Annotated in this window: 14 protein-coding genes; 12 read left to right on the top strand and 2 right to left on the bottom strand. The window is 71.5% G+C overall.

All coding sequences use genetic code 11. The annotated features are described in order from the left end of the window. Positions 1–54 precede the first annotated feature (54 nt). From IE321_RS31520 to IE321_RS31500, 5 genes are all read left to right on the top strand, one after another. On the top strand, positions 55–1656 hold the full coding sequence (locus tag IE321_RS31520) for a bifunctional 3-(3-hydroxy-phenyl)propionate/3-hydroxycinnamic acid hydroxylase (protein WP_190225387.1): 1602 nt from the start codon (positions 55–57) through the stop codon (positions 1654–1656). A gap of 8 nt (positions 1657–1664) precedes the next feature. Then, entirely contained in the window at positions 1665–2528 is an 864-nt protein-coding gene (locus IE321_RS31515) for an alpha/beta fold hydrolase (RefSeq protein WP_190225386.1), read from the top strand. Next, positions 2525–3532, top strand: a complete 1008-nt coding sequence (locus IE321_RS31510; protein WP_190225385.1) for a VOC family protein — start codon at positions 2525–2527, stop codon at positions 3530–3532. The genes IE321_RS31515 and IE321_RS31510 overlap by 4 nt, the downstream gene beginning before the upstream one ends. A 419-nt stretch (positions 3533–3951) precedes the next feature. Beyond that, positions 3952–4284: a hypothetical protein gene (locus tag IE321_RS31505; RefSeq protein WP_190225384.1), complete on the top strand. Its 333-nt coding sequence runs from the start codon at positions 3952–3954 to the stop codon at positions 4282–4284. Then, entirely contained in the window at positions 4281–5921 is a 1641-nt protein-coding gene (locus tag IE321_RS31500; protein WP_190225383.1) for a sodium/solute symporter, read from the top strand. The genes IE321_RS31505 and IE321_RS31500 overlap by 4 nt, the downstream gene beginning before the upstream one ends. A 92-nt stretch (positions 5922–6013) precedes the next feature. On the opposite strand, the gene IE321_RS31495 is transcribed toward IE321_RS31500, so the two are convergent. Then, positions 6014–7174: an amidohydrolase family protein gene (locus tag IE321_RS31495; protein ID WP_190225382.1), complete on the bottom strand. Its 1161-nt coding sequence runs from the start codon at positions 7172–7174 to the stop codon at positions 6014–6016. A 374-nt stretch (positions 7175–7548) separates the two neighbouring features. On the opposite strand from IE321_RS31495, the gene IE321_RS31490 reads away from it, so the two are divergent. Beyond that, positions 7549–8109 (top strand): SUKH-4 family immunity protein, encoded by a 561-nt coding sequence (locus IE321_RS31490; RefSeq protein WP_190225381.1) that lies wholly within the window; start codon positions 7549–7551, stop codon positions 8107–8109. A 625-nt stretch (positions 8110–8734) separates the two neighbouring features. Here IE321_RS31490 and IE321_RS31485 read toward each other — a convergent pair. After that, positions 8735–9379 (bottom strand): SDR family NAD(P)-dependent oxidoreductase, encoded by a 645-nt coding sequence (locus IE321_RS31485; RefSeq protein WP_190225380.1) that lies wholly within the window; start codon positions 9377–9379, stop codon positions 8735–8737. 216 nt (positions 9380–9595) lie between these two features. Here IE321_RS31485 and IE321_RS31480 point away from each other — a divergent pair, with 216 nt between their 5' ends. From IE321_RS31480 to IE321_RS31455, 6 genes are all read left to right on the top strand, one after another. Continuing rightward, positions 9596–9847 carry a hypothetical protein gene (locus IE321_RS31480; protein WP_043220485.1) on the top strand — a complete coding sequence of 84 codons (252 nt, stop codon included), beginning with the start codon at positions 9596–9598 and terminating at the stop codon, positions 9845–9847. A 2-nt stretch (positions 9848–9849) separates the two neighbouring features. Further along, positions 9850–10230: a hypothetical protein gene (locus IE321_RS31475; protein WP_043220488.1), complete on the top strand. Its 381-nt coding sequence runs from the start codon at positions 9850–9852 to the stop codon at positions 10228–10230. Between the two features lie 133 nt (positions 10231–10363). Beyond that, positions 10364–10858 (top strand): HAD domain-containing protein, encoded by a 495-nt coding sequence (locus tag IE321_RS31470; RefSeq protein ID WP_190225379.1) that lies wholly within the window; start codon positions 10364–10366, stop codon positions 10856–10858. A 257-nt stretch (positions 10859–11115) separates the two neighbouring features. Then, positions 11116–11502 (top strand): CPCC family cysteine-rich protein, encoded by a 387-nt coding sequence (locus tag IE321_RS31465; RefSeq protein WP_190225378.1) that lies wholly within the window; start codon positions 11116–11118, stop codon positions 11500–11502. Next, positions 11499–12230, top strand: coding sequence for a HEAT repeat domain-containing protein (locus IE321_RS31460; protein WP_190225377.1), 732 nt, complete (start codon positions 11499–11501; stop codon positions 12228–12230). The genes IE321_RS31465 and IE321_RS31460 overlap by 4 nt, the downstream gene beginning before the upstream one ends. A gap of 3 nt (positions 12231–12233) precedes the next feature. Then, positions 12234–12863: a DUF6000 family protein gene (locus IE321_RS31455; RefSeq protein WP_190225376.1), complete on the top strand. Its 630-nt coding sequence runs from the start codon at positions 12234–12236 to the stop codon at positions 12861–12863. The last annotated feature ends 80 nt before the right edge of the window (positions 12864–12943 follow it).

The raw sequence follows: 12943 nt of genomic DNA, 5'->3' as shown, positions 1-12943 counted from the left end.
GGAGCGATTGCTACATCAAGAGTCGCGCAGCATGACCGACAGTGAGGTGGCCTGATGGGCGAGACCAGCGCCGGGGCGGAAACCGAAGAGAGCACCTACGACGTGGCCGTCATCGGCTATGGCCCCACGGGCGTCACCGCGGCGAACCTGCTGGGCGCGATGGGGCTACGCGTCATCGTCCTGGAACGGGACGCCGAGATCTTCACGCGCGCACGGGCCATCTCCACGGACGAGGAGGTCGTCCGCATCTGGCAGCGGATCGGCCTGGCCGAGCGCCTCAAGCGGGACATGCTGACGGAGCGGCCGGTGGACTTCGTCGACGCCGACGGCCGCACGTTCCTCAGCGCGTCCCCCACCTCGCGCGGCCACGGCCACCCGCCGCAGATGTTCATCTACCAGCCGGCGGTGGAACAGGTCCTGCGCGACGGTGTCGACCGCTACCCGAACGTGAGGATCCTCCTCCGTCACGAGTGCCTGAGCCTGCGGCAGGACGCCGACGGGGTGGACCTGACCGTGGTCGGCACGGCCGACGACTCGGTCCACCGCCTGCGCGCCTCCTACGTGATAGCGGCCGACGGCGGCTCCAGCCTCACCCGCGCCCAGCTGAACATCGGGTACGAGGGGCGGACGTACGAGGACCGCTGGATCGTCATCGACACCAAGATGCTCAAGCCCTGGCCCGACCACGACAAGCTGCGCTTCCACTGCGACCCGGCCCGCCCGGCCGTCGACTGTCCGACCCCGCTGGACCACCACCGCTACGAGTTCCCCCTCCTGCCCGGAGACGACGAGAAGGAGCTGGTCACCGAGGACGCCGTGTACCGGCTGATCTCCCGGTACGGCGTCGGCCGCGACAGCGTCAAGGTCCTGCGCGCCACCGTCTACAGCCACCACGTCCGATTCGCCTCGCGCTTCCGCGCCGGCCGGGTCTTCCTCGCCGGCGACGCCGCCCACGCCATGCCGCCGTGGATCGGCCAGGGCATGGCCGCCGGCGTCCGGGACGCGGCCAACCTCTGCTGGAAGCTGAACTCCGTCCTCCACGGCGAACTGCCCGAGAGCGTCCTCGACAGCTACGAGACCGAACGCAAGCCGCACGTCACGGAGGTCACCAAGCGAGCGGTCTTCGTCGGCCGCATGATCACCGAACGCCGACGCCCGGTCGCACGGGTCCGCAACGGCGCCCTGCGCGCCCTGGACCGGATACCGGGCTTCGGCGACCGGCTGCAGGACTCCAGCTGGATCCCCGTGGCCCGCTATGACGCCGGCCTGCAGGCCCGCCCCCGCACGAAGGCGACCGGACGCCAGATTCCGCAGCCCTGGGTGACCGGTTCCGACGGCGAACGCGTACAGCTGGACGACGCGCTCGGCGGCCGCTGGCTGCTGCTGCACCTCGGGCTGCCCACCCCGCAGCCCGCCTGGGAGCGCCTCGGCGTCGCGTCGCTGGCCGTTCTGCCGGTGGGCTCGCGCCCGGCCGAGGGCGCGATCGTCGACAGCGACGGCGTCCTGCTGCCCTGGCTCACCGAGCACGGCGTCACCACCGTGGCCCTGCGCCCCGACGCCTACGTCTACGCCGCCGCCCCCGCCGGTACCCCGCTCCCGCCGCCTCCGGCCGGATTCGCCCCCGCGTCACGGCCGGCCACGACCACCGCCCAGTGAGGACCACCATGACCACACCCACCGAAGTCCCCGCGATGACGGAGCACCTGCTCGACGTCGAAGGCAAGAAGATCTTCGTCGCCGAGACGGGGCGGGGAGCCCCCGTCCTGCTGCTGCACGGCGGCGGCCCCGGCGCCTCCGGCGTCTCCAACTACAGCCGCAACATCGCGGAACTGTCCCAGGAGTTCCGGGTCATCGTGCCCGACCTGCCCGGTTACGGCCGCAGCAGCAAGGGCCTCGACCCCGCCGACCCCTTCGGCGCCCTGGCCACCGGCATCCGCGGCGTGCTCGACCAGCTCGGCCTGGAGAAGGCCCACTTCGTCGGCAACTCCTACGGCGGTGCCTGCGCCCTGCGCCTCGCCCTCGACACCCCCCAGCGGGTCGACCGCATGGTGCTCATGGGCCCCGGCGGCATCGGCACCACCCGCGCGCTGCCCACGCCTGGCCTGAACAGCCTGCTGAACTACTACACGGGGGACGGGCCCTCGCGGCCGAAGCTGGAGAAGTTCATCCGCGACTACCTGGTCTTCAACGCCGCCCACGTACCCGACTCGATCATCGACGCGCGCTACCGGGACAGCATCGACCCCGAGGTCGTCGCCGCCCCGGCGCTCAGGCGCCCGAAGTCGCTCGGCGCGCTGTGGAAGATGGACTTCACCCGCGACAAGCGCCTGAAGCGGCTGGCCGTGCCCACCTTGGTGCTGTGGGGCGCCGCGGACAAGGTCAACCGGCCGTCGGGCGGCCGGATGCTGGCCGAGAGCATGCCCAACTGCGACCTGTACGAGGTCGCCAACACGGGACACTGGGTGCAGTGGGAGCGCGCGGACCTGTTCAACCGGCTCTGCGCCGACTTCCTGGCGGGCCGCCGATGAACACCGCGCCCTCCGTCTTCGGCTCCGTCCACCTCGGCTACGTCGTCGTCGAGTCCGACCGCTTCGCCGACTGGCGCCGGTTCGGCACCGACGCCATCGGCATGCACCACGACGACATCTCCCGCGACGTGATGCGCTTCCGCCTCGACGACCACGAGTGCCGCTTCCTGATCCGGCGCGGCCCCGCCGAGGACGTGGTGGCGATCGGATGGCACATCGACGACCACACCTCCTTCGAACAGGTCGAGGCCCGCGTCCGGGCCCACGGTGTCCCCGTCGTGCGGGGCTCCGACGAGGAGGCGGCCCTGCGCGGCGTGGAACGCCTGCTGCGTTTCCCCGGCCCCAAGGGCCTCGTGCAGGAGATCTACACCACCCCGGTCGTCTCCTCCGAGCCGCTGCGGATGCTCGCCTCCGGCTGGGTCACCGGCGACTCGGGCATGGGACACGTCGCGATCACCTCCGCCAAACCCACCCTGATGCGCGGCTACTACCACACGGTCTTCGACGCCCGCCTGACCGACTACATCGACGAGACGATCAGCGGCGTCAAGCTCAAGATCCGTTTCCTGCGCGTCAACGAACGCCACCACTCCATCGCGATCGCCGCCCTCCGCGGCCTGCCGATCGACCCGATCCGCACCCGCGTCCAGCACCTCAACATCCAGGCCGACAGCCTGGACGACCTGGCCCGGAGCTACGAGCGCGTGCACGAACTCGGCTTCGACATGGCCCTGACGATCGGCCGGCACACCAACGACAAGGAACTCTCCTACTACGCCCGCACCCCCTCCGGCTTCGAGTGGGAGGTCGGCTGGAACCCCCTCGTCATCGACGAGAGCACCTGGGAGCCCTCCACCCACCAGGGCATCAGCATCTGGGGCCACAGGCCCGTCGGCCAGACGATCCTCGACAAGCTCGACCAGTTCCGGCTCGGCGCCCGCTCCCTCGTCCGACCGGAGAGGACCGTCCCCGCCCTCAGCGGGGCCGGCATCCCCGACGACTGACCCGACACGGTCACCCCACCGCCCGGCAGGGTGACCCCACGCGCTCGACCCCCGGCAGCGCGGCGGAACACCGCCGCCGGCCCTCTCGCCCGGTCGCCCATCCGTCGTACCGGGGCTTTGACGGACACCTGTCCCCGCGGCCCGATCACGGGCGCACTCCTGCGGGCCGGCCCGGCCATCCCGGACGCCCGCGCATCCGCGTGTCCACCCGTCGCCGTCCCGCACCGCTCGGTCCGTCCGACACGCCGTTCGTCGTGCTTCCCGCCAGGGGGCGCCAGGAACCGTGATGCCGGGCCCCGGCGAGTGACCCTCCACCTCGCGAGAGGACGCCCCTCATGTCCGTCCCACCTTTCAGGCCCGGCAACGGGCCCCCGCCGGACGACCGCACCCACGAGGCTGTCACGAGCGTCCCGCGGCACGTGTCTCGGACACTGTCCGGCGCGCGCCGGCGGTTCCTGGCGGTCAATGGCGCCGTCTTCCTGCTCAACGCGTCGCTGTCCAGCACGGCCGGTGAACTGTTCGCCACCCGTCCGGCGAGCACGGTGCCTCTGGGCCTCGCGCTCGGCGCTCTGCAGCTGGTCGTCCTGCTGCTGACCTCATGGTGGTACGACCGCACGCTCCGCCGCCACGTCGATCCGCTCGTCGACCTCACGCGAGGCCACGCCGACCTCGTGCACGCGTCACCGTCCCGGCCGGGTCCGGCGGAGACGACGTCCCGACGGCCGCACTCGGCGCAGGGGAGGCGCAGATGAACGACCTGTCGCTCGCGGCGGGGTTCACGTCGGTCTCGGGTGGTTCCGGCGACCGGACCATGGTGCTGACCGCCTTCATGGCGTTCATCGTCCTGTCCCTGCTCCTGTGCGTTCTGGCCGGCCCCGAGGACGACACCACGGCCGACTTCTACACCGGCAACCGGTCACTGACACCGGTGCAGAACGCGCTGGCGCTCACCGGGGACTACATATCGGCCGCCACACTCCTGGGCGTGTCCGGCCTGGTGGCCGTGGCCGGACACGACGGCATCTCCCTGGCGGTCAGCAGCTGCCTGGCCGTCGGGCTGTTCCTGCTCCTCGCCGGTCCGCTGCGCAATGCCGGCCGCTACACCCTGGGCGACATCCTCGCGCTGCGTGCGCCGGGTTCGGCGTCCCGTATCGCCTCCGCCACCGCCACCTTGGCCGTCTGCCTGCCCTTTCTGGTCCTTCAACTGGCCGGGGCCGGCAGCGCCACCGCACTGCTTCTCGGGCTGACCAGCCTGGGGGCGGGGCAGGTGTGCACCGTCTTCGTCGGAGCGCTGATGATCTGCTACGCGGTGCTCGGCGGCATGAGGGGCACGAGCCTCGTCCAGATCGTCAAGGTGGCCGTGGTGTTCACCACGATGCTGCTCCTCGCCCTTCTGGTCCTGCGGCACTACGACTTCGACCCGGGCGCCCTGCTGACCGCGGCCGAGCGGGGGAGCGGGTTGCACGACCGCTACTTCGAACCCGGTCACACCGTGGGGAACAGCGCGGGCGGCCGTCTCGACTTTCTGAGCCTGCAGCTGTCCGTCGTCCTGGGCGGCGCGTGCATGCCGCACATCCTGATGAGGATCAACTCCGCGGCCGACGGAGCCACCGCTCGTCGAGCGACGCGCTACGCCATCGCCATCATGGCCGTCCTCTTCGTCTGCGTGGTCATCGCTGGACTCGGTGCCGCCGGTGTCGTGGAAGGCCAGAAGATCCGTGCCGTCGACAGCAGCGGCCAGATGGCCCTCTTCTTCCTGGCCGGAGAGCTGGGAGACAGCGCTCCGGGGCTTACCGGCAGCGTGCTGCACACCGCTGTCGCGTGCTCCGTCTTCGTCACGGTACTGGCAGTGGTCGCCGGCATAGCCTTGAGCGCCGCGGCCGCCCTGGCGCACGACCTGCACGCGCACGCGGGACGCAAAGGACGTATGTCCGAGCGCCAGGAGGTCCGATCGGCCAGATGGGCAGTGGGAGCCGTGGGCGGCCTCGGCGTCTTCCTGGCAGCGATGACCCAGGGACGGAACCTTCAGTCCCTGACCCATCTGGCACTCGCCCTCGCCGCCTCCACGGTCCTGCCCGCCTGTCTGTACGGGCTGTTCTGGACCCGGTACAACCGGACCGGGCTGCTGTGGACCGTATACGGCGGTGTGCTCTGCACCACCGCCCTGTACGTCTCCTCGCTCGCCTTCTCGGGCGCGCCCACCTCGCTGCTGCCGGAACACGACTTCCACCTCATCGGGTTGCAGTCGACCGCCGTGATGGCCGTCCCCGCGGGTTTCCTGCTCGGGTGGGCGGGCAGCGCCGTCGGACGGCGTGCGCGACCCGCGGACGACACCGGGGCGGACCGCCGATGGCGTGAACGCGTTCTCGTCGGAGCGCGAGAGGAATGACATGCGCCGAGGCCCGGCGGTTCGGCCGGGCCTCGGCGCACGCGGTCGACTCACTCGGAGCGACAGAAGTGGTTCACGGCCGTGGGGCCCGTTCAGACCGGCTCGACCCCGAGCCTGGCGGCCAGGGCGGGAAACTGAGCCAGCGCGTTGGACCGCTCGACGGCCCGCCGCTCAGCGGGCGAGAAGGTCTCGTCCAGCTGCGGTGCGGGGTCCCCGGCCACCGGGAACAGGGCACTGGTGAACGGCCAGTCGGTGGCGAAGAGAATGTGCTCCGTCCCGGCCAGTTCGCGTACGGATTTCATCGCCTGAGGCGCCGGGGACAGAGCGGTGTCGTAGAAGAGCTCGCGGAAGCACGGGCTGCTGTCGTCCAGACCGGCGGCCCCCACCTGCTGCGCGATCGCCGGGGCCAGGGTCAGCAGGCTGGTGCGGTAGGAGATGTACGGCAGGGTGCCGCCGGCGTGCGCGGCCAGCCACCGGATGCGCGGGTAGCGCTGGTAGACGCCCTTGTAGAGCATGTTGACCAGGGCGCGGGTGGTGTCGAACGTGAACTCGTACAGGAACGGCGGCAACCCGAGGTCCGGGTAACCCCGCGGGGTCACCGGGTGGATGAACACCATGGCGCCCAGGTCGTCGAGCGCCTTCATCAGCGGTGCGAACACGGGATCGCCCAGGTACTTTCCGCCGTAGCTGCTGAAGACACCCACACCGTCCATCTTCAGTTCCCACACGGCCCGTCGGGCCTCGGTGACGGCATGGGAGACGTCCTGCGCGTCGACGGCACCCCCCAGGGGCAGGACGGCGAAGCCACCGAAGCGGCCCTTCAGGTGTGCGGACGCGGTGTGGACGAGGTCCCGGCTCGTGTAGGTGTTCAGCCGCTGCGCCATCGCCACCCGGTCCTGGGCGGAGGGCAGATAGGTGACGCCCGGCTCGGAGACGGAGACCACCTGGGTCTGGATGCCGTAGCGGTTCATGAAGTCGACCGCGAGCGTGGGGCTCCAGGCGGGGACCGGCACGCCTCCGATCTCGGTGATGCCGTGCGCCGCCAGCGACCGGCGGTAGAAGTCCGGGATCAGATGACAGTGCACGTCGATGCGGTCTCCGCCGCGGCGTACCGGGGCGGCAGACGAAGCGTCGCCGGCCGCGAGCGCCGGCCGAGCGCCGAGGGCCGTCGCGGTGGCTCCCAGCGGCAACGCCGCCTTGAGCAGCCCGCGCCGCCTCATGCCGCGCGAGTCGGCTTGTCCTGGAGCAGCCATGTAGAACACCTCACCGAAGGAGCGAAGGGGGGAAGGTACGTCCGCTGGAGGGGGCCACGCGGACACCGGACAGCCGCTGATGGCCGGGGCGGCCGGCGTCAGCCGTGCGGGCATCAACGTTCTTGTAGTGTTCACTACAGAGTCTGGAGTGATCGCTACAGTAAGAGGGGTGGGGGAGGGCGTCAAGAAGCGCGGCGGTGCTGATTCACCGACATCCGAGCCCGCCCGCCCTGAGCTGCTCTGGCTCCCGGCTTCCTTCGCCCGCGGGGACGGCCCCGAACGCGCATCAGGGCTGTCCCGCGAGTGCGGCCGAGCTCTGACCCGAGGCCGGCTCGATAGGGTCGGGAGAACAGCCGACGGAAGAGGGCCGCTTGATGGCGACGTACGACCAGCTGACCGTGTGGGCCGGTCCGGGGCACGTCACGCGAGCCGTGCGGGACGTGGTGGCCGGTTGGCGGATCCCGGACTCCGCGAAGGCACAGCTCGTCGAGGTGGGCATCCCGACGGCTCCGCGCCTCATCGAACGAGTCGTGACGCAGAGCGAGGCCGAACCGGCTCTGCTCACCTCCCGGGGACCGCTCTACCGCCTCACCGCGCAGGCGGACCTCGACGATCCGGCCGAGCGGTCGTCGTTCGGCGTCGAGCCGGAGACCGGGGCGGTCTACTACGTCATGCCGGACGGAGAGGCACGGTTCGCCGACTCGGGTGTCGGCGCATGGCTCGAGGTCCTTCACCGCTACGGCAGTCGCGTCACGGCCTCAGAGCTTCTTGGCGAGCCGGACGGCCCCGAGGAGGACTTCTCCGAGGACGAGGAAGAGCGGACTCTCGCGGAGCTGAACCGACTGGCCGAGGACCTCAAGGAGATCGACCCTGCGGCCTTCAACGGCTACGAAGGGTTCCTCTGGCCGGCGCACCTGGACCGCTGGCTCTACTGACCCCGGCCGACGGATCCAGGGCCCGTGGCTCTGGACCGCGCAGGCCTGACACGCCCCCGCGCGGGATGAGCCCGGCCTCGACACCGCGTCCGGCAACCCGCTGAACCGCACGGGGCAACCGCGTGGGTGGCCCCATGGCCATCAGGTGGCCCACCCCGCCCGTGTCCGCGGGGGTGGCCCCACGCCGCGCCGGATGGTCCTCGATCTCGGCGCGGGCATCTCCGCTTGTGCGGAGATGCCCCCATGAGCCTTGTCATCGCCTGCCCGGTGGGGCTGCCCCTCGAAGTACCCGGTGCTCAACTCAAGGCCGTGCAGCGTGACGACCAGAGCGCGGACCAGGACCGGACCCGGCTTCGGACCGGGGCTCGGTCGTGGCCCGCAGCCCCGTCACGTGCGCCTTCCGACCGGACCTGAGCGTCGCGCGGCGTACTCCGGGCGACACCCGTGACGAAAGGACGCTCGCCGACCCGGTCCCCTCAAGGCCCGCCGCTCCAGGACGCGGTGAGCTTTCCGCCGCATCCCCCAGGAACATCGGCGCCCCGCAGGCACCGCCACGGAGAAGCGCCAGAAAGGGCGGGCTCCGCGGGTCCGGAGTCGGCGAGCCGGCTCACCCGGATCACCAGGATCAGTGGGTCACTTCGCGCTCCCACCGCTCGCGCGGCTGGTGGTGCAGACGCCAGTAGTGCTCGGCGATGTCCTCGGGGTCGTACGCCGTCCCGGGCGCGACCGCGCCGCCGACGGTGACCGTGGCGACGTGCACGCCCGACGGCCCGTACTGCGTGTCGAGGAGTTCGACCAGGGCCCGCACCCCGGCCTTGCCCAGCGACAGGCTCACGTACGGCGGCTTCATCTCGGGCATCCCGCCGGTGACGACGAAGGTGCCGCGCCCGCGCAGGGCCATCCCGGGCAGGAGGTGCGCGGCGGTGGTGAGCGCGCCGAGGACGTTGACCGCGTACGTGTCCAGGTGCGCGCGGTGCGGGAGTTCACCGACGGCGTCGGGGCGGATGACGGCCGCGTTGTAGACCACGACGTCCGGTTCGCCCAGCTCGCCGACAGCCTCGTCGAGGGCGGCGCGCAGGGCCGTCTCGTCGGCCACGTCGGCGGTGAGCGGCACGGCCCGCACCCCCAGCGCCCCGACGGCCTCTGCCACCGCCGCCACGGTCTCCTTCGACCGCGCGACCAGACCGACCGGCAGCCCCTCCCGGGCGAACCGCCGCGCCACGGCCTGCCCGATCCCCGGCCCCGCCCCGATGACCAACGCCCCACCCATGACCGCTCCTCCGTCTCGGCAACCAACGACGTGGAGGACAACCCCACTTGATCGCTCCGTCTTCCCGGGAGGCGGGGCGATGTCAGAGACGCCCGTCGGGACCACGACACGCTTCCGGCGGCATCCCCGCAGGCGCAAGCGCATGCGTACGCGCCTGGGACGGGATCCGGGGTGACGGGTATTCGCGAAGGTGCCCATCGGTGCATACTCGGAGCCATGGCAGACACCACGATGAAGGTCAGCGCCGAGACCAAGGACCGCTTGGCCGCCGTCGCGGCCGCGCACGGCCTGAGCCTGCGCGCCTTTCTGGCGAGCCTGGCCGACCAGGAGGAGAACCATCTTCGGCTGACCCGGGCGACCGCCGAGTTCCGCGAGGTCACCCGGCGGCCGGGCATCGCCGAGGCGTTCGACGCCGCGTTCCCCGATGACGCCCCGGCTCCCCGGGACGCTGCCCGCCGGGCGGCCTGACCTTGGAACTGCACGTCGACCTCAGGTGGCTTCTCGACCGCCAGGAGGACCTGCTCGGCAAGGAACTCGCCGTCCGGGACTACTCGGGCCTGATGGCCGCCGTCGCGCGCCACAAGGTCGACTCTCCCAGCATCGACGTCGCCGAGCCGGACGCCTACTGGCGCGCCGCCGCGCTGCTCGACACGCTCGTGCTGCTGCGCCCGCTGGCGGCCCGCAACGCGTTCTTCGCGTACGGCGTGACCGTGGCGTACATCCGGGCGTCCGGGAAGACCGTCGACGACGGCTTCGAGCCGTGGGGGACCCTGATCCGCGACCTCCGCGAGCTGCGGCTGTCGGTGTACGACATCGCCGACCGGCTGCGGTCGATGCAGCCGGGGACCTGAAGGTGCTGCCGAAGGCGCGAGGAGCCCGTCCAGGCCCTACGGCGCACCAACACCACGCCTCGTCGCTCTCGTTCGAAACGACGCCCCGGGTCGAACGCGGTGCTCTGGCCGAGCGTGAGCAGGGGGCTGCGGCGTGAGCGAGCGCGGGGAACGCCCGCTGCTGTTCCTGGACGTCGACGGGCCCCTCCTGCCGTTCGGCGACGGTCCCCAGCGCGGGCCGTCGAGCGCGACGGATGCGCATCTGACGCGACTCGACCCGTGCGTCGGTCCTCGCCTCGCGGCACTGCCGTGCGAGCTGGTCTGGGCCACCACCTGGGAAGAGGAGGCGAACACGCACCTGGCACCGCTGCTCGGCCTGCCGCCCCTGCCGGTCGTGATCTGGCCCGAGACGTCCGACGCGCAGGAACGCGAAGACCAGTGGTTCGGCCTCCACTGGAAGACGCGAACGCTGGTGGCATGGGCGGACGGACGCCCGTTCGTCTGGGTCGACGACGAGATCACCGACGCCGATCGGGACTGGGTGTCCACCCACCACCCCGCCCGGGCCCTCCTCCACCCCATCGCGTCGTCCCGCGGCCTCACCGACGAAGACTTCGCGGCCCTCGATCAATGGCTGCGGTCCACTTGAGGCTCCCCACGGTGAGCCACAGGAATTGACGACCGCCCGTGCCGGGTGGAACTCCTGGTCAGGAATTCCGCTCCCCGTCAGGGCGGGGGCGGGCCCGGGGGGACATCGCCCAGACAGGGGACGGGGGCCGCTCGCCTGCGTCGACGGCGTGCGCTTCGCCAAAGGAAGCCCGCGTCCCGTCGGACTGTCGGACCGGGGGAGTTCCGAGGCAGGGAAATCCCTGGCACACCGGCGAGGTCCGCGAGGAGACTGTGCAGGTGAGCGACTCCTCCCCCTGCCCGTGCTGCGGGCACCGCGTGCTGGACGCGATGCCCGGCTCGTACGAGATCCGCCCCGTCTGCTTCTGGGAGGACGACGGGGTCCAGCTCCGCTGGCCCACCATGAAGGGCGGGGCGAACAAGGTCTCCCTGATCGAGGCCCAGCGCAACTACCAGGACTTCGACGCCTGCGACGAGCACGGCCTGCGGTTCGTCCGCCCGCCGGCCGAGGACGAGCCGCTCGACCCCGCCTGGCGCCCCATCGACCTGGCACGGGACTCCTTCGAGGACCGGGCGGCCGAGTACCGCGCCCCGTGGCCCGACGACCACTCGGTGCTCCGCTGGTGGCTGCCCACCTTCTGGCGCCGGGACCGCACCGCGTCATGACCTCCCGCATCGAGACACTCGTCCAGCAGCTCGATGGCAAGGCCGACGAGTCCTACGACGCCCGCGCGGAGCTGATCTGGATCGGCGCCGACGCCATACCCGCCGTCATCCACGGTCTGCCCTCCCTCGGCGGCTTCGGCCGGCTGACCGCCATCGAGGTCTTCGAGGAGGTGGGCGATCCCCGGTGCGGCCCCGCTCTCATCGGCCTGCTGGACAGCGACACCCCGACCGTCCGTGAATGGGCGGCCATGGCCCTGGCGAGCCTGAAGATCGACGGCGCGGTCGAGCCCCTGCGCCGCGCCTACCGCGCCTGCCTGGAACGGGCGACGCCACCGGACTGGAGCGAGCCGGGAGGCATCCGCTGGGCCCTGACCGAACTCGGCGCCCGCACCGCCGTCGTCCCGCCGCTCACCGCGCGCCTACGAGCCACCGCTGCGGACAACGCCCCGGGCTGGCCTTCGACCCACTTCGCCGAGATCATCAACGACCTGGCCGACCACGCCCAGGTGATCCTCTACTCCCGGTTCTGGCGGGTGGACGCCGGCCGCACGTACGGCGTCTCCGGCCCCGGCCTGGACTGGGAACTCGACTGGGCCGCGCCCTGGGAGCACCTGGTCGAAGAGTCCCGCGCCTGGTCCCTGCTGGAAGCCTCCGAAGCCCCCACCGGCAGCGACATCTTCGTCGCCCCCATGTGGATCGACCGTACCGACCTGCACTTGGAGAGGTGACCGATGCCGTCCCAGCACCCCGAGGAGATCGGCTACGGCCACGTGGTCAGGGGCTACGTGACGAGGACGTACGGGGGCCTCCCGCGCTACCTCGTCCTGAACGGCGGGCGGTACCTGAGCCCCCGGTGGTGGCACACCACCCGCTTCACCCGGCACCTCCTCAGTGACGCCGCCGCGATCACCGACGAGGAACTGGAAGCCCTCCTCGGGTACGAGTGGCGCTCGCGCCTCACCGCCGCGTGGCTGATCGGCGTCGACCGCCGTGAGCGGTTCCGGGCACGGATCGGAGACCTGCTCCTGGCCAGCGAGGTCTGCTATTCCGGCAATGCCTACTGCTTCGCTCTGGCCCGCTTCGGCACGCACGCGGACGCCGAGATCCTCACCGCTTACCTCGACCGCTACCTTCCCCGCACCGACCTGCACTACGACCAGCCCGCCGCCCTGGGCGCCCTCCTCCGGCTCGACGCCCGCCTCGGTACCCGTCACGCCGACCGCTTCACAGAGGTGGACGGCCTCTGGGACGAGTGGGTCAAGGGAGTGGAACGCCTCGGGTACCCGAGCCACGCTCCCGCGGAACTGCACCGTTGGACGGACCTCCAGTGCGAGTTCGCCGACGGCCGGCGACGCCTGTAGACCGCGGTGCGATCACCACGCACCGCGCCGAGGAGCCGGCCCTGCGCTTCGGGTCGGAAGACAGGAGTGGGGAGGGGAGG

It is taken from the genome of Streptomyces hydrogenans, assembly GCF_014656075.1.
Lineage (GTDB): Bacteria > Actinomycetota > Actinomycetes > Streptomycetales > Streptomycetaceae > Streptomyces > Streptomyces hydrogenans.
The sequence above is the reverse complement of the archived record's forward strand: the minus strand, read 5'-3'. Positions and strand labels throughout refer to the sequence as shown.